This window comes from Flavobacterium sp. CF136 (assembly GCF_000282055.1).
Taxonomy (GTDB): Bacteria; Bacteroidota; Bacteroidia; order Flavobacteriales; family Flavobacteriaceae; genus Flavobacterium.
On the sequence record NZ_AKJZ01000010.1, the window covers coordinates 12,861 to 29,426 of the forward strand.

Genomic DNA, 16,566 nt, shown 5'->3' on the forward strand with positions numbered 1-16,566 from the left:
TATAAATTGATTATTACAAGTCAAACTTCAAACCGAAATTATATCGTGCCTGATAGTATTCGGCTTGTTTGGTATGTGCTTCTACTCCTTGGTAGTAGCGTAATGGCTGGTTGGTTAAATTGTTGGCTTCGGCAAAAATGCGAAGGTGTGACGTGATTTTGAAAGAGGCATTTGCGTCTAAGAAAAATTGCTTGTCATAATAACTGTCTTTATATGATTCTGAACCTAATTCATCTAAATAATCTGAAGTAAAATTAGTTGAGATTCTCGCAGAAAAACGTTTGTTTTCCCAAGATAAAGATCCGTTGAACATATGTGGAGTAGTTCCCGGAAGACTAATGTTCTTTCTTTCATTTCCGTCTTCATCGGAAATTCCTTTTGCTTTAGATTTGGTGTAAGTGTAATTCAAATAAACACCAAAACCCTTCAGGAATTTCCCTGGTAAGAAATCTAACTGACGCTGAAGTGCCACTTCAAATCCGTAGACATCAACATTATCTCCATTCCTGGATTGTACAAATGACCAGTTTTCGCCAACCGGAACAGGATTTGCCTGATTTGGAAAATCATTAGCGAATTTTTCAGTTGTGTATTGGTTGTCGCTGTAGTTGTAAATGAAGTCGTTTAATTTTTTGTAAAAAACACCTCCGGAAATCAAACCAACCGATTTGAAATAATTCTCTACCATAAAATCATAGTTATAAGAATAGGTAACATCAAGATCAGGATTTCCTGCTGTAATTTCTTTATCAGCAGCAATATTGTTTACATAAGGCGCCAGTGCATAATAGTTTGGTCTAGCCAAAGCAGTCGTAGCAGCAGCTCTTAAAACTAAATCTTTTGTAGCATTATATTGAACAGAAATACTTGGTAATACATTCGTGTAAGAGTTTGTATTATTGATTTTACTTTCTAATTCTTCTTCATCCAGGACACGATTTCCGGTATAATCGATATGCGTATTTTCAACACGGAAACCTAAAACCATCGATAGTTTATCATTAAAATCCTGATCCCATCTTACATAAGCAGCGTAAATACTTTCTTTGGCATTGTAGTTTACTGCTAAATATTCTGCAGCATCTGCTTCTTTATCAAATAATGCTGAATTATTCAAATCTAAACTTCCCAAGTAAGCTGCTGAAGCAAAAGTTCCAGGAATATATTTACTTCCCGGATTGAAGTTTTTGCCATCAAAAGTACTTGTCTGAATTTCTGATAATAACTCCATTCCGCTACCTGTCGGTTCATAAGAATAGAAAATATTATTTCTTTCTTTTTCTTTCAGTCGAAGTCTAAGACCCGTTCTAAGCCTTCCTTTTTGAGATGGAATAATGGTGAAAGGAAACCGGATGTTTATTTTGGCGCCAAATTCACTTTCGCTTGTCTCGTCTTTATTTTCAGTAACCGAATTAAATTTGAATTCATCTACAGCTTCTCCCGTTGTTGTGATTAAAGGAAATCTCAAATCAGATAAATCTTCGGTCATTTCCAAACCTTTCTGACGGTATTCGATATAACGTTCTCCCGGGCGATATTCTCTAGCTTTCGCGTAATTTGCTGACCAGTCCAGATCTAATTTGGAGTTGATTAAATGCTCTCCGCGAATAGAATAATTTTGTACACGCTGATCTTCCAATCTTCTGTTTTTATTCCTGCTGTTGTCAACTCCACCTTTTGTCTGGCGTTTTACACGACCTTCAAAACCGGTAATTTCTTCACCATTATAAATAGGTTCTATATCATCGTAAGTCGTTCTGAAACGGTTTTCCCTGTCATCCCTCCAATTGTAAATAGCATTTGCAAAAATGGTATTGTTATCATCAAATTTATAATCTAAAGCAACAGATCCGCTGCGGCGAATACGTTGGACATCATATTTTCTGATTTCTGCAGCCTGCAAATATTCATTTCTAAAATCATCTTTTACCCATTCGTTTTCAATATTATCAGAACCATAATCAATATTATTATAAGATCCGCTGAAAACAGCTCCTAATTTATTATCAAAAAAACGATTTCCATATACTAAACCCGCAGTATAGGTAGCATTCTCACGTATTGGCATATAACCACCGGCAAGAGTTGCTGAGATTCTTTCGCCATTTGGAGTAGCTCTTGTAATTAAATTTACAGAACCTCCAATAGCATCAGCATCCATATCAGAAGTCAGTGTTTTGTTAATCTCGATAGTCGAAATCATATCGGACGGAATCAAATCCATCTGTACATTTCTGTTATCTCCTTCAGCTGATGGGATTCGGTCCCCATTTAAAGTTACAGAGTTTAATGATGGGGCCAAACCTCTGATGATAATATTACGGGCTTCACCCTGATCATTCTGCATAGTAATACCCGGTACACGTTTTAGAGCATCTCCAACGTTAGCATCAGGGAAACGACCTACCTGGTCAGATGAAATTACATTTCCGATATTTTTATTATTTTTTTGTTGATTTAATGCTTTGGCCTGACCTTTTAAAATATCTCCCACAATAACTTCATTCAACTCTGTTCCGGAAGTTTTAAGAGAGAAATCAATTACGTTGTTTTTTCCTTGTTCGACTGTGATTTCATGAGTTGTGGCTGTATATCCTATATATTTTACCTGAATCTGGTATGTTCCAACATTAATGTTAAGTAATTCAAAACGACCATTGTAATCTGAAACTGTGTATTTGTTTTCGCCTACAATTTGAATCATTGCTCCCGGCAAAGGCAATTTGTCATCTGCATCTAATACTTTTCCGGAGATTATTGCTTTTTGCGCAAAACCTGATATGGTTATTAAAAAGAGTGTCGCTGCTAAATAAAACTTTTTCATTGTTTTTTGGTTTGATTTTGTGCGAAACTAGAACCTTAGTATTATTAAACACGTTAAAAAAAATTAACATACTGTTATGATTATGACTTAATTGTTAACCGAATTAATCTTTAAATAACATTTGAAACATTAAATATTTGAAGCACAAGTAAAAACAAATCAAGTATTTACATCAGAATTAAATTTTTGGCGTTAAATTTGCCCTATCAATCACAATCAAAAATCATCAATCATGTTAAAACAATTTTTTATCCTTTGCTCCGGAACTGATCGGGATATTCTCGAAGGCTGCTCAGAAGGCGAACAAACCAAATATGTTGGTATTGGTGCCACCGTTTTTTTTACTGCAGTTATGGCTTTTTTAGCCAGTGCTTATGCGCTTTTTACTGTTTTTGACTCTATTTATCCGGCTATAATTTTCGGATTTGTGTGGAGTTTACTTATCTTCAATCTGGATCGGTTTATCGTTTCTACAATTAAGAAAAGAGATCGTTTTATGGATGAATTTCTACAAGCGACTCCCAGAATTATGTTGGCGATTATCATTGCAATCGTTATTTCGAAACCATTGGAGATCAAAATTTTCGAAAAAGAAATCAATACGGTTTTATTGAAAGAAAAAAATGAAATGGAATTAGCCAATAAAAAACAAGTTGGCAATTATTTCAAATCTGATTTGGATAAAAACAAGGCTGAGATCACTGCTTTGAAAAATGATATCCTGAAAAAAGAAAAAGAAGTCAACGCTTTATATTCAACGTACATCACCGAAGCCGAAGGAACTGCAGGAACTAAGAAATTAGGGAAAGGTCCGGTTTATAAAGAAAAACGAGAAAAACACGATGCATCTCTAAAAGAATTTGAAACACTAAAAGCAACAAACGAAGCCAAAATCGCTGAAAAAGAAAAAACAGGAAAACAGCTTCAGGCAGATTTAGATAAAAAAGTATTGCAAACACAACCGATTATAGAAGGTTTTGATGGTTTGATGGCACGTATTAATGCTCTGAATAAATTACCATGGCTGCCATCATTTTTTATAATGCTGTTGTTTTTGGCTATCGAAACTTCTCCAATTATTGCAAAATTATTAGCGCCGAAAGGTGAATTCGATATCAAACAGGAAGAAGCTGAAACAGCTATGAAAGCTACTTTAGAACAAAACAAATACCAGCGTGATTTATTGGTTAAAACCAGTGCTTCAATGCATGATAAAGTTTACGCAGATATTTCTGAAGACAGAGAACTCTATAATTTGCAACGCAAAAAAGCAACAGAGCTGTTAGAATTGCAGGCACATAATTTTGTGGAAAAACAAAAGGCGACGTTTTAATTCTAAAAATTTACTAATAAAAAAAATCCTATTTTACTTTTTCGTAGAATAGGATTTTTTAGTTTTTTTGGAAAAATATTTTAAACGTTTTTCAAATTGATGATTTCCTGATCAGTCAAAAAACGCCAATTACCTCTTGGTAAATTCTTTTTGGTTAAACCGGCAAATGAAACACGGTCAATACGTAAAACATCATAATCAAAGTTTTCGAAAATTGCACGAACTACTTTTACATTCGATGAACGTAATTTAAGACCAACTTCGCTTTTTGCTTCTTTTTCGATATAACTGATTTCTTCAACAAAAACGCGGTGTCCGTCAAGAACCAAACCTTTGCTGATTTTTTCTAAATCTTCAAATTTTAAGTTTTTGTCTAATGAAACCTGATAGATTTTAGATGATTTCTGACTCGGTAAAGTAAATTTACGAATCATATCAGTATCATTTGTAAACAACAACAACCCTGTTGTGTTTTTATCCATTCTGCCGATCGGAGCAATTTTAGCGGTTGTAGAACCACGAACCAATTCTAAAACGTTACGGTATTCCTGACCTTCGTCAAGCGCAGTAGTAAAGTTTTTAGGTTTGTTCAGCAAGATGTATTCTTTTTTCTCCGGAGTCAAAATAGCACCATCAAAATTGATAACATCTGTAAGTTTTACTAAATAACCCATTTCGGTAACCGGTACACCATTTACTTTTACGTTCCCGGACTGAATGTATATATCGGCATCACGACGCGAACAAACACCTGAATTTGAGATAAATTTGTTCAGACGAATTTCGTCAGCCGCTTTTTGTCTTTTTGGAGCCTGATTCTGTTTTTTAAGTTTTTGTGCCGCTTCTTCTTCAGCTGCCTTAACAGCAGGTTTCACTTTTTTAGGCCCTTGAGCACGCTTTTGCATGGCAGGTTTTGGCTTGTTAGAGTTTGATCTCGAGCTATTTGGCTTAGAACCACCTCTCTTATTATTGCCTTCCTTGTTATTCATAAATTCTGTAATTTGTGCAAAGATAGTTTATTCTTGCTAAATAATCTTAAGTTCAATGTTCTTAGATTAATAGCCTTAATTTTTAGTGTTTTTCCGGAACATCTCAATTGGCTTTTTTTAAGCAAAAATTCCCGCTTTCGGCTTTATCTTGTTCCGTAAACTCCACAAGGATATCGCCTCTATCGGGGTTGGTTTCAGACAATTGGCTTCTTTTAAATATTTTAAAAACAGATTGTTACATAAAGATTCACAAAATTTAGATGGAGTTACACAAAGTTTTATTAAAAATTATTCTGTGAACCTTTGCGAAATCTTCGTGAATTTCTGTGTAATAACCATTAAAATCTGGAAAGCAAACTTTTCCCATGCCACAAAACACTCGGGTTAATCAAAACAATACAGAATACCCCGGAAACAATCAGGAATTTCAAGACATTGTGAAGTAACAAATACTGCTCTTTTGAATTTGATTTCCAGAGATAAAGAAGAAAAAAAAGTAATGCTATAAAGCATATGTAAAAATAAATATCCATATAACCAACATCATAAATGCTGATTAGGATATAAACAGGAAATATTGTCAGAAACGTTAATATTGTAATGATCTGCTTAGAGACCGTTTCGTTATAAAGAATCGGAATGGTTTGGTAATTGTTGGCTAAATCTCCTTTTAAATTTTCTAAATCTTTTATCATTTCACGAATCAGCAACAATAAAAAAAGGAACATTGCATGTGATGAAATTACAACAAACTGGCTTCTGTGATTCTCTATTTCTTCAAATGATATTTTGTTGTAAAAATATAATAAAATGGCAAAAAAGGGTAAAACTGCCAGAAAAGCAGCAGTTAGATTACCAACAACCACATATTTCTTTATTTTATGAGAGTAAAACCAAATAAGGAAAATATAAGCTGAAAAAAACAAAAATGCACGCCAGGATACAATAAAAGCCATTAAAACGGCCATAAAATTCAAAGTAAAATAAACCGACAGTTTTGTTTTCTGACTAACCAATCTGTCCAACATTGATTTATTTGGTCTGTTGATTAAATCTTTCTTACTGTCATAAAAATTATTAATTATATAACCCGAAGCAATAGTAATTGCAGAAGAAAAAACAATCAAAAATAAGTTGAAATCAAGTAAAATATCCAGAGCTCTTTTTTCAGGGGCTAATATAAAAATGGCTGATAAATATTGTGCCAAAACAATAATAGGAATATTGTAACCTCTTACCACAGAGAACAAACTAACAATTTTCATTACCAAAAGCTTGTGCTGTCTGCTCAACATTGTAGAAGTTTAAGTTTAGGGAAAAAGATTTTTAAACCGAAATTACCCGGAAAATAAAAGTTTTTTGTTTTAAGATTTTTTCAATTAAAATTGATAGACGACTTCTAATTTATAATCTTTTAAAGATATTCTGGCACGTTCTAAATCTTCGGTAAAGCCTAGAATATAGCCGCCACCGCCAGAGCCACAAAGTTTTAAATAGTAATCATTTGTATCAATTCCGTGTTGCCAGATTCCATGAAATTGTTCAGGAATCATAGGTTTGAAATTATTTAAAACGACTTTTGACAACTTTTTAGTATTGGTAAACAACGATTTCATGTCGCCATGCAAAAAGTTTTCTACACAGGCATCCGTATATTTTACAAATTGGTTTTTAAGCATCGCACGGAAACCCTTGTCTTTCAGGTTTTCCATAAAAATATTCACCATTGGAGCCGTTTCGCCAACAATTCCGGAATCTAGTAAAAATACAGCACCTTTTCCGTCAAAACTTTGAGTCGGAATTCCGGTTGCTTCGATGTTATCTTTAGAATTGATTAAAATCGGAATACTCAAATAACTGTTTAAAGGATCTAAGCCTGAGCTTTTTCCATGAAAAAAGCTTTCCATTTGAGAGAAAATATTTTTAAGTTGTAACAGTTTTTCACGAGTTAAATTCTCTAAAACCGTAATTTTATGAGTAGCATATTTATCATAAATAGCAGCAACTAGAGCACCGCTGCTTCCAACTCCGTACCCTTGTGGAATACTGGAATCGAAATACATTCCAGTTTCAACATCGTTTTTTAAAGTTGCCAAATCAAAAGCAACCAAATCAGGCTGTTCGGTTTGTAATGTTTCAAGGTAAATTGCAAATCGTTTTAAACTTGCATTTGAGGCAATAGCTTCTGCAGAAGGGTTTTCATCTTTCTTTAGCGCGCCATTGTAAAAATTATAAGGAATAGAAAGTCCTTTTGAATCACGGATAATTCCGTATTCTCCAAAGAGTAATATTTTTGAATAAAATAATGGTCCTTTCATATAATTTATTTAATGTCTTTCTTAATTTTATTTGATGAAGAAGATTTTCTTTTTTCTTCTTTTGTTAGAATATCTCTAATTTTTCTTAAAATTATAGGATTGTTAGTTTCTATAATCATTTTAATCAACTCGAGTTTTTCTAATTGAATGCCCATAATCTGAATTTTTAACTAAAGATACAAAAAATTATAGCTTAATTGCACCCTCTCCAATTTCGTCACAAATGTACTGACCATTTTGACAATAGCCAACTAATTCGTTCTTAATAAATTGTAATACTTTATCAGTTGCATTTTTCGGATATAAAACATGAACATTTGCTCCCGCATCAAGCGTAAAACAAACCGGAATTTTAGTTTCATTTCTAAATTTCCAAATGGTATTTATAATCTGTAATGTATTTGGTTTCATTAAAATAAAATAAGGCATCGAAGTCATCATCATTGCGTGCAAAGTCAAAGCTTCACTTTCGACTACCTTGATGAATTCATCTAAATTTCCACTTTCAAAAATGTTAATTAATTGATCCAGATTTTCATGTGCCTGTGCAAAACGTCTTTCGGCATACGGATGGTTGTGCATCAAATCGTGGCCAACAGTGCTTGAAACTTGTTTTTCGCCTTTGTCTACCAACAAAATAGTATCCTGATAATTCTTGAAATTTTCATGAATCGTATATGGAAATTCAACACCAAATAAATCCGTACTTCCTTGAATATTCGCCTGATTTCCCCAAACCACTACATTTCCTCTTACACTTCGGCACGCACTTCCGGAACCTAAACGGGCTAAAAAAGATGCTTTTTGGTAAAAATAATCGTCTGTCATTTCAGGGTTTAATGCTTTTTCCAAACTCATAAAATTCATAGCCAGGGCCGCCATTCCCGAAGCCGACGAAGCAATTCCTGAACTATGCGGAAATGTATTTTGCGTATCAATCGTAAAATGATAATCTTTCAAAAAAGGCAAATACACTTCAATTCTTTCTAAAAACTTCTTGATTTTTGGCTTGAAATCTTCTTTTGGTTCGCCTTCAAAAAGTAAATCAAATGAAAAGGAATCATTTGTTACATTGAGCGAAGTCGAAATGTCTTTTTTTTCAAAACCTAATTTAGTAATCGTTTTGCAATTACTAAGCGTAAAACTTACCGATGGATTAGCCGGAATTTGATTGTCTTTTTTCCCCCAATATTTTACTAATGCAATATTGCTGGGAGCGCTCCACTCAAAATTTCCGTTTTCGATAGTCGAAGAATATGTTTTAGGAATAAAATCAGCTGCTGTAAACATGAAATATAAAATTTTGGCAAAGATAGTTTTTAAAATATTTCACCATATAAGTTATATAAGAAAATGTAAGTGAGACTAAAACTAAAATGAACTTACATGACTTATATGGTTTAAGCTTGCTTTTTGACTATTTTTGGATAAAAATTCAAATAAAATGAACAAAATAACCCGAATTGCAATTGCTGTAATCGTTTGTTTAACAGTAGGATATTCTTCTTCAACCGTTACTAAATCAGGTGTAGAAACCTGGTATCCCACTATCATAAAACCAGTTTTTAATCCGCCAAATTGGGTTTTTATGCCTGTATGGACATTACTTTTTGTTTTAATGGGAATTGCTGCAGGATTGATTTGGGATAAAATAAAGGAACAAAATGCAGAAGTTAAAAAAGCTTTGGGTTTCTTTTTGATTCAATTGGCTTTGAATGCAATCTGGTCCTATTTATTCTTCGGATTAAAAAATCCAATGCTGGCTTTAATCGAAATTGCGCTTTTATGGCTAATGATTTATGAGACGTATTTAAAATTTATCAAAATTAATAAAACAGCAGGTTATTTATTGATTCCCTATATGGCCTGGGTAGGTTTTGCTGCAATTTTGAATGCGAGTATCTGGTGGCTGAATAGGTAAAACATTTTCAGTTTTCAGTCACAGTTTCAATTTATACAACACAGACTCCAACTGAAAACTGAGACTAAATGCTTAGAATATTTGAATCAATTCCAAAGGATTATTGATTACCAATTTAGCACCGCTGGCTATTAATTCTTCTTCCGTGCGATAACCCCATGTAACGCCAACGGCAAACATATTAGCATTAGTGGCGGTTTGCATATCAATATCAGAATCTCCTACGAAAAGTATCTCTTCTGTTTTTAAATTCCAGTTTTCACCTATGGTTACTGCTTCAAATGGATTGGGCTTTTTAAGTGATTCAATACTCAAACCTATAGCAGAATCGAAATAATCAGGAAATATTTCTGCTGTTATTTTTTTAGTAAGTTCATCAGCCTTATTTGAAAAAACTGCTAGTTTGATATTTCGTGAGACCAAATTATCCAATAATTCGATAATACCTTCGTACGGTTTTGTTTTTAGCGTGCAAATTTCACGATATTCCGTAACCATACTTTCGAAGCAGGTTTCAATTTGACCCTCAGAATTGTTTGATGCCGGCAAGGCCTTGCTTACCAAATTTCGCAAACCGCTTCCAATAAAATATTGATAATCATTATAGGTATGAGTAGGGTAATTTAGACCTGTAAGTACAGAATTCATTGCATCTGAAATGTCTTCTAATGAGTTTACTAATGTTCCGTCTAAATCAAAAATAATTCCTTTGTATTTCATTCTAATTAAATATTGTTTGCTAAAATAAACCCGCTTGTCCAGGCATTCTGAAAATTGAAACCTCCGGTAATGGCATCAATGTTTACGATTTCGCCCGCAAAATAAAGATTTTGATGCAATTTGCTTTCCATGGTTTTAAAATTGATTTCTTTTAAATCGATTCCGCCGGCTGTAACAAATTCTTCCTTAAAAGTACTTTTTCCGTTTACCTGAAATGTTGCTTTTGTGAGTTGAGAAGCTAAATTCTGTAATTGGATTTTAGATAAATCGGCCCATTTTGTTTCAATTTCAATTCCGGAAGCCAAAACCAAACTTTCCCATAAACGATTAGGGAAGTCGAAAGGTGATTTTTTAGAAACGGCTTTTTTTGCGTGTTCCTGTTTTAAGTCTTTCAGGATTTTTTCGGCATCTTCGGTATCAACATCATTTAACCAATTTACAAAAATGGTAAACTGGTAGTTTTTGTCGAATAAAATTCGTGCTCCCCAAGCCGAAAGTTTCAGAATTGCCGGACCGCTCATTCCCCAATGTGTGATTAACAATGGTCCCGTAGATTCTAATTTTGTATCTTTTACGTTTACGGTCACTTGTGCAGCAACGCCGGGTAATTCTTTAATGCGGGGATCTTTGATATTAAAAGTAAATAGAGAAGGAACAGGACTTACAATTGCGTGACCATATGTTTGGAGCATTTCCCAAATTTTCGGATTACTTCCGGTTGCCATTACTAATTTTTCTGCAGTATATTTTTCGTCCTGAGTTTCAATTTTCCAGTGATTTTCAGCTTTGAAGATCGATTGTACGCTTTGTCCTGTCAGTATTTTTATGCCTAGTTTTTCGGTTGCTTTTAAAAAACAATCGATAATGGTTTGTGATGAATTTGAAACGGGGAACATTCGTCCGTCATCTTCGATTTTTAATTCGACACCATGTTTTTCGAACCATTCAATCGTGTCTCCGGAACAGAACTGATGGAAAGGACCGCGAAGTTCTTTTTCGCCTCGTGGGTAAAACTTAACCAATTCATTCGGTTCAAAACAAGCGTGCGTAACATTGCATCTTCCACCGCCGGAAACACGGACTTTAGAAAGCACTTCTTTTCCTCTTTCTAAAATGGCAATTTTCAGTTTCGGATTTCTCTCTGCAATATTAATAGCCGTAAAAAAACCTGCAGCACCTCCGCCAACAATAATTATGTCGAAATTTTTGATCATATTATTTTTTGCCACGAATTACACTAATTTAACGAATTAAGGTTTAATTTTTTGCTTTGAACAATTAAAAAATTCGTGATTAATTTATGTAATTCGTGGCTGTTTTTTTAAATATTAATTAGAGATTCACACTAATTCTATCCGGAAAATCAGTTATGATTCCGTCTACATTGTAGCTTTTTATTTTTTGAATATCTTCTGCTTTATTTACTGTCCAAGGCAAAACAAGGAATCCTCGTTCCTGCATTCTTCCGGTATTTTCCAGATTCAGTAATTGATAATCCGGATGAATCGCTTTTGCTTTTATTTTTTCGGCGAAAGCCAAAGATGCATCTAAATCTTCTTCCGTTAAAACCCCAATCGGAATATTTGAATTTAGATTATGAACTTCCTGTAAAGAGTTCCAGTCAAAACTCGAAACAATAAAATGCTTGTAATTCCAGTTTTTTTCAGAAATATATTCTTCAATTAAGGCGACAACTTTATTAGGAGTTTTAGAGTCTTTTAATTCTATATTAATCAGGCATTTTTTATCAACCAAATCAAAAACCTCATTTAATGTGGGGATCTCATATTGTCCATTAATCAAAAACGATTTTAATTCAGGCAAAGATAAGGTATTTATAAACCCTTTTCCGTTGGTCATTTCGTCGATGGTTTCGTTGTGCATTACGATTAAATGTGCGTCTGCACTCAGGTGAACATCGAGTTCAATTCCGTCAGCATTTAAATCTAATGCTTTTTGGAAAGCTTTTAAAGTATTTTCGGGTTCGTATCCTTTCGCACCGCGATGTGCTATTTTTAGCAGTTTGTTCATTTTATGAAGTTTCAAAGAGGTAAAGGTACAAAGGCGCAAAGAAAGAAAATAATTGTTTCTCAACTTTATAGCCTAAAAAAAAATAACCACAGATTAAAGGATTAAAAAGATTTTTGAAAATCTGTATTAATATCTTTTAATCTGCGGCGAATATTGTTGCGGAGACGCACTGCTGTGCGTCTCTACGTGTATGCGTTATATTGTAGAGGCGCACAGCAGTGCGTCTAACATTGCAATTTGTTTTACTCCAATTCTAAAACCAAAGCCGATTTTGGTTCCAATGTAATTTCAGTAGCTAAATCAAATGTTTTTCCAGTCAAAATATCTTTTCCTGATGTATAGTTTTTGATGTTTTCTTTGAAACGATTGGTTTTTACAATTTGCTCTTTTGCATTATTATTGAAAACTACCATTACCGTTTTATTATCTGTGTATCTAAAATAAACATAGGTGTTGTTTTCCGGAATATAATGTGTCATTTTTCCAAAATGAACCACTTCATTTGACTTTCTCCAGTTGAATAATTTCGAAGTAAAATCGAAATATTTTGCTTGTTCAGCTGTTCTTCCTGCTGCGGTAAAAGCATTATTTTTATCACCATTCCATCCTCCTGGGAAGTCCTGTCGAATGTCTGCATCGCCTTTGCTTTTGTCTCCGCCCATTCCAATTTCTGAACCGTAATATACTTGAGGAATTCCACGAATGGTTGCTATTAAAGTCATCACCATTTTATACTTGGTAAAATCATATTTATAGAGATCGTTTATACGATTGGTGTCGTGATTTTCGGCAAAAACCAAAAGATTATTGGTATTTGAATATAAATAATCCAAAGCAAAATTGTTGTAGAATTTAATCAGGCCACTATCCCAATTGGGTGTGTCTTCATTAAAAACAGAACCAATCTGATCTTGCAGTGTGAAATCCATTACACTTGGTAAATTCGAATTATAGTTTTCGATTGCACCAATTTTACTGTCTTTTTGCCAATAGGCCAAACTTGCCTGATTGTGCATCCAGATTTCCCCAACAATATTAAAGTTTGGGTATTCATTGGTAACAGATTTTGCCCAATTTGCCATAGCTGTTGGATCAGAATAATTATAAGTATCTACTCTAAATCCGTCAAGATTCGCAAATTCAATCCACCAGATGGCATTTTGAGTCAGGTATTTTGAAACCAAAGGATTTCTCAGATTTAAATCCGGCATTGAAGGAACGAACCAGCCATCAATACAAATTTCCTGATCTGTTTTTGAAGCGTGAATATCTGTAATCACTTCGCGACGGTGATGCGTTTGTGTGAAATTTTCGAATTGATTGAACCAGGTTTTGGTCGGAATATCTTTCATCATCCAGTGTGTAATTCCCCAGTGATTGGTTACATAGTCCATAACCAGTTTCATGTTCTTTTTATGCATTTCTGCAGAAAGACGAGCATAATCATCATTGGTTCCGTAACGCGGATCAATCTTGTAAACATCAGATTGTCCGTAAGTATGATAGGAATGTTGTTTGTCGTTGTCTTCGCATAAAGGCGTACTCCAAATTGTTGTTGCACCAAGAGAAGAAATATAATCCAGATTTTTGATAATTCCTTCAATATCTCCGCCGTGACGCCCACTTGGATCCTGACGGTTTCCTTTTTCTGTTAAAGAAGCATCGCTATCATTTTTCGGATTTCCATTAGCAAAACGATCCGGCATGATCAAGTAAATCATATCCGATGCATCATAACTTTTTCGGTCTGTTGAGTTTGCTCTTCTTTCTTTAATCGAATATTTTTGTGTAAAAGCAACTTTGTTTTTGGTTTTAAAAGAAAAAATTAATTCAGAAGCTTTTAGGTTTTGTGTATCAATCGTTACAAAAAGGTAATTTGGATTCTCTGTTTTTTCTACATTTTTAATCGTTACATTATTCGAAACGGAAGCTTCATATTGTGCAATATTTTTTCCGTAGAACATAATCTGCAGCTCAGTATTTTTCATTCCTGCGTACCAAAATGGCGGTTCTGTTTTTTGGATTTGTGCTTTCGCGGAAGTGGAAAATAATAGAACAAAGAGGATTATTCTATACAGTATATGGTTTATTTTGAATGTTGTTTTTTGGATATTCATAATCTTATGTATTAGATACCTAACAGGTTATAAAAAAAATCTGTTAGGATATTGTGAGGTTTCCTAACAGGTCTTGAAGACCTGTTAGGAATTATTGACGATTAAAAAAAAGACAAGTAATCTTTGGGAAAATTACTTGCCTTTGAAATTATTTAGTTTCGATAATGCTGATTGCATAACCTCCGCCCGGAGCAGATAACTGTGATAATTTTGATTTATTGGTTACAGCAATTTTCTTGATGGTGTAAGCCTGCGGATTTGTTTTGTAATGCGCGTCTTTTGCATCAGCATAAATTGTTGCTGTGTATTTTTTACCTTTTTCAAGAAAGCTGAAATCGATGTTTGATGTACGGGAATTGTCTCCGTTTACGTTTCCAACGAACCAGTTGTTTGTTCCTTTTGCTTTACGGGCAACGGTAATAAAATCACCTGGTTCTGCTTCGATATATTTACTTTCAGACCAATCTACTGCCACATCTTTAATGAACTGGAAAGCATCCGGAAAACGGTTGTAATTCTCAGGAGTATCAGCAGCCATTTGCAAAGGACTGTACATGGTAACGTATAATGCCAATTGGTTTGCAAGTGTACTGTTTACATGCGAAGTGTTTTGAGGATTCATTTTGCTGATATCCATTTCGAAAATTCCAGGCGTATAATCCATTGGACCTCCAATTAAACGTGTAAACGGTAAAACGGTTACGTGATTTGGTTTAGAGCCTCCAAAAGCCTGATATTCTGTTCCTCTCGCAGCTTCGTTTCCAATTAAGTTAGGGTACGTTCTGCAGATTCCTGTTGGACGAACGGCTTCGTGTGCATTTACCATAATTTTATAATCAGCTGCTTTTTCGATTGCATATTGATAATGGTTTACAATCCATTGATCGTAATGATTTTCGCCGCGAGGTAAAATATCTCCAACGTAACCGCTTTTTACAGCATCATATCCGTTGTCTTTCATGAATTGGTATGCTTTGTCTATGTGACGTTCGTAGTTACGGGTAGAGCCGGAAGTTTCATGGTGCATGATGATTTTGATTCCTTTTGATTTTGCATATTCATGCAAACCTTTTACATCAAAATCCGGGTAAGGTGTCAGAAAATCAAAAACATAATCTTTTGAATGTCCAAACCAATCCTCCCAGCCTTCGTTCCAGCCTTCAACCAAAACAGCGTCGAAACCATTTGCAGCAGCAAAATCTATATATTTTTTTACGTTAGCATTATTTGCTCCGTGTGTGCCGTTTGGTTTTGCTTTTGAGAAATCAGAAACACCCAATTGTACTGTTGGGAAATCGTTTGTATACGACCAGGAACTTTTTCCTGTAATCATTTCCCACCAAACTCCAACATATTTTACAGGTTTAATCCACGAAGTATCATCGATTTTTGATGGATCGTTTAGGTTTAAAGTCATTTTTGAAGCCAAAATTTCTCTGGCATCATCGCTTACCATAATCGTTCTCCAAGGCGAATGGCTTGGCGCCTGTATATATCCTTTGTCCCCTTTTGCATCCGGTGTCAGCCAGGATTCGAAAATCATGTTTTTGTCATCCAGATTCAGGTGCATACAGGAATAATTGATCAAAGCTGCTTCGTGTAAGTTGATGTAAATTCCGTCATTCGTTTTTAACATCAAAGAAGTCTGGACTCCTGTTGGGGAAAATGATTTTTGAGAAACATTTGCAGTATATGCTTTTTCAGCTAAACCTCTGATTTCAGATAATTTCGATTTGGTATAATCGTACTCCTGAGTGTCATAATCTCCCGGAATCCAGAATGCAGTGTGGTTGCCCGCCATTGCAAATTGGGATCTTTCTTCTTTGATTATGAAATAAGTAAGGTTTTTTTGTGTTGGAAACTCATATCTGAATCCTAAACCGTCATCAAATAAACGAAAACGAATTATGATTTGTCTGTCGGTTCCTTTTTGATTTAAAGTAACTGCTAATTCGTTATAATGATTTCTGATGTTGTCAACTTCTCCCCAAACCGGTTTCCAGGTTTCGTCAAAAGTGGAAGTTTTTGTATCAACGACCGTAAAATCATTCAATAAAGATTTTTTATCATCTTTAAGTTCAAGACCAAGTTTGCTCGTTTTTACAACTTCTTTATTTTTATATTTTAAATTGTAAGTTGGAGTTCCGTCATTTTGAAGCGAAAATTCCATTACAAATTTTCCTTCCGGGGATTTTAATTGCTGTGCATTTGTAATTGAGCAAAATGCAAACAAGATTAAACTTGCGAAAAATAAGTTTTTCATATTTTTTTATTTAAAAGTAATTAATTCAAATTATTTCTGCTTTAAAAGTT

Annotated in this window: 13 protein-coding genes; 2 read left to right on the plus strand and 11 right to left on the minus strand. The window is 34.2% G+C overall.

Features of this window, described 5'->3' with window-relative positions; genetic code table 11:
• Positions 1-13: 13 nt before the first annotated feature.
• The gene (locus tag PMI10_RS03750) at positions 14-2,824 is read right to left on the minus strand and encodes a TonB-dependent receptor (RefSeq protein WP_007804654.1); all 2,811 of its coding nucleotides are present in this window, start codon (positions 2,822-2,824) and stop codon (positions 14-16) included.
• A gap of 232 nt (positions 2,825-3,056) precedes the next feature.
• Between PMI10_RS03750 and PMI10_RS03755 the strand changes: the two genes are divergently transcribed.
• A complete protein-coding gene (locus PMI10_RS03755) occupies positions 3,057-4,157 on the plus strand; it encodes a DUF4407 domain-containing protein (protein WP_007804656.1) in 1,101 nt (366 codons plus the stop codon).
• 80 nt (positions 4,158-4,237) lie between these two features.
• Here PMI10_RS03755 and PMI10_RS03760 read toward each other — a convergent pair whose 3' ends face one another.
• From PMI10_RS03760 to PMI10_RS03775, 5 genes are all read right to left on the minus strand, one after another.
• Positions 4,238-5,146, minus strand: a complete 909-nt coding sequence (locus PMI10_RS03760) for a pseudouridine synthase (protein WP_007804657.1) — start codon at positions 5,144-5,146, stop codon at positions 4,238-4,240.
• Positions 5,147-5,484: 338 nt separating this feature from the next.
• A complete protein-coding gene (locus PMI10_RS03765; protein ID WP_007804660.1) occupies positions 5,485-6,441 on the minus strand; it encodes a geranylgeranylglycerol-phosphate geranylgeranyltransferase in 957 nt (318 codons plus the stop codon).
• An 84-nt stretch (positions 6,442-6,525) separates the two neighbouring features.
• Entirely contained in the window at positions 6,526-7,464 is a 939-nt protein-coding gene (locus PMI10_RS03770; RefSeq protein WP_007804662.1) for a mevalonate kinase family protein, read from the minus strand.
• 5 nt (positions 7,465-7,469) lie between these two features.
• Positions 7,470-7,619 carry a hypothetical protein gene (locus tag PMI10_RS21995; RefSeq protein ID WP_007804664.1) on the minus strand — a complete coding sequence of 50 codons (150 nt, stop codon included), beginning with the start codon at positions 7,617-7,619 and terminating at the stop codon, positions 7,470-7,472.
• Between the two features lie 31 nt (positions 7,620-7,650).
• A complete protein-coding gene (locus PMI10_RS03775) occupies positions 7,651-8,754 on the minus strand; it encodes a diphosphomevalonate/mevalonate 3,5-bisphosphate decarboxylase family protein (protein WP_007804667.1) in 1,104 nt (367 codons plus the stop codon).
• 154 nt (positions 8,755-8,908) lie between these two features.
• Between PMI10_RS03775 and PMI10_RS03780 the strand changes: the two genes are divergently transcribed.
• Positions 8,909-9,385 (plus strand): TspO/MBR family protein, encoded by a 477-nt coding sequence (locus PMI10_RS03780; RefSeq protein ID WP_007804668.1) that lies wholly within the window; start codon positions 8,909-8,911, stop codon positions 9,383-9,385.
• Positions 9,386-9,457: 72 nt separating this feature from the next.
• On the opposite strand, the gene PMI10_RS03785 is transcribed toward PMI10_RS03780, so the two are convergent.
• The 5 genes from PMI10_RS03785 to PMI10_RS03805 all read right to left on the minus strand — a co-directional run bounded on the left by PMI10_RS03785 (position 9,458) and on the right by PMI10_RS03805 (position 16,516).
• Positions 9,458-10,105, minus strand: a complete 648-nt coding sequence (locus tag PMI10_RS03785; protein WP_007804671.1) for an HAD family hydrolase — start codon at positions 10,103-10,105, stop codon at positions 9,458-9,460.
• A 5-nt stretch (positions 10,106-10,110) separates the two neighbouring features.
• Entirely contained in the window at positions 10,111-11,319 is a 1,209-nt protein-coding gene (locus PMI10_RS03790) for an NAD(P)/FAD-dependent oxidoreductase (protein WP_007804673.1), read from the minus strand.
• A 118-nt stretch (positions 11,320-11,437) separates the two neighbouring features.
• Positions 11,438-12,136, minus strand: a complete 699-nt coding sequence (locus PMI10_RS03795) for a glycerophosphodiester phosphodiesterase (protein ID WP_007804675.1) — start codon at positions 12,134-12,136, stop codon at positions 11,438-11,440.
• A gap of 242 nt (positions 12,137-12,378) precedes the next feature.
• Positions 12,379-14,253, minus strand: coding sequence for a glycoside hydrolase family 13 protein (locus tag PMI10_RS03800; protein WP_007804677.1), 1,875 nt, complete (start codon positions 14,251-14,253; stop codon positions 12,379-12,381).
• A gap of 148 nt (positions 14,254-14,401) precedes the next feature.
• On the minus strand, positions 14,402-16,516 hold the full coding sequence (locus tag PMI10_RS03805; RefSeq protein WP_007804680.1) for a glycoside hydrolase family 97 protein: 2,115 nt from the start codon (positions 16,514-16,516) through the stop codon (positions 14,402-14,404).
• Positions 16,517-16,566: the final 50 nt, after the last annotated feature.

Excerpts from the sequence above, each read along its gene's own strand:
- PMI10_RS03750 (WP_007804654.1), bottom strand. The coding sequence starts at position 2,824 with ATGAAAAAGTTTTATTTAGCAGCGACACTCTTTTTAATAACCATATCA.
- PMI10_RS03755 (WP_007804656.1), top strand. The coding sequence starts at position 3,057 with ATGTTAAAACAATTTTTTATCCTTTGCTCCGGAACTGATCGGGATATT.
- PMI10_RS03760 (WP_007804657.1), bottom strand. The coding sequence starts at position 5,146 with ATGAATAACAAGGAAGGCAATAATAAGAGAGGTGGTTCTAAGCCAAAT.
- PMI10_RS03765 (WP_007804660.1), bottom strand. The coding sequence starts at position 6,441 with ATGTTGAGCAGACAGCACAAGCTTTTGGTAATGAAAATTGTTAGTTTG.
- PMI10_RS03770 (WP_007804662.1), bottom strand. The coding sequence starts at position 7,464 with ATGAAAGGACCATTATTTTATTCAAAAATATTACTCTTTGGAGAATAC.
- PMI10_RS21995 (WP_007804664.1), bottom strand. The coding sequence starts at position 7,619 with ATGGGCATTCAATTAGAAAAACTCGAGTTGATTAAAATGATTATAGAA.
- PMI10_RS03775 (WP_007804667.1), bottom strand. The coding sequence starts at position 8,754 with ATGTTTACAGCAGCTGATTTTATTCCTAAAACATATTCTTCGACTATC.
- PMI10_RS03780 (WP_007804668.1), top strand. The coding sequence starts at position 8,909 with ATGAACAAAATAACCCGAATTGCAATTGCTGTAATCGTTTGTTTAACA.
- PMI10_RS03785 (WP_007804671.1), bottom strand. The coding sequence starts at position 10,105 with ATGAAATACAAAGGAATTATTTTTGATTTAGACGGAACATTAGTAAAC.
- PMI10_RS03790 (WP_007804673.1), bottom strand. The coding sequence starts at position 11,319 with ATGATCAAAAATTTCGACATAATTATTGTTGGCGGAGGTGCTGCAGGT.
- PMI10_RS03795 (WP_007804675.1), bottom strand. The coding sequence starts at position 12,136 with ATGAACAAACTGCTAAAAATAGCACATCGCGGTGCGAAAGGATACGAA.
- PMI10_RS03800 (WP_007804677.1), bottom strand. The coding sequence starts at position 14,253 with ATGAATATCCAAAAAACAACATTCAAAATAAACCATATACTGTATAGA.
- PMI10_RS03805 (WP_007804680.1), bottom strand. The coding sequence starts at position 16,516 with ATGAAAAACTTATTTTTCGCAAGTTTAATCTTGTTTGCATTTTGCTCA.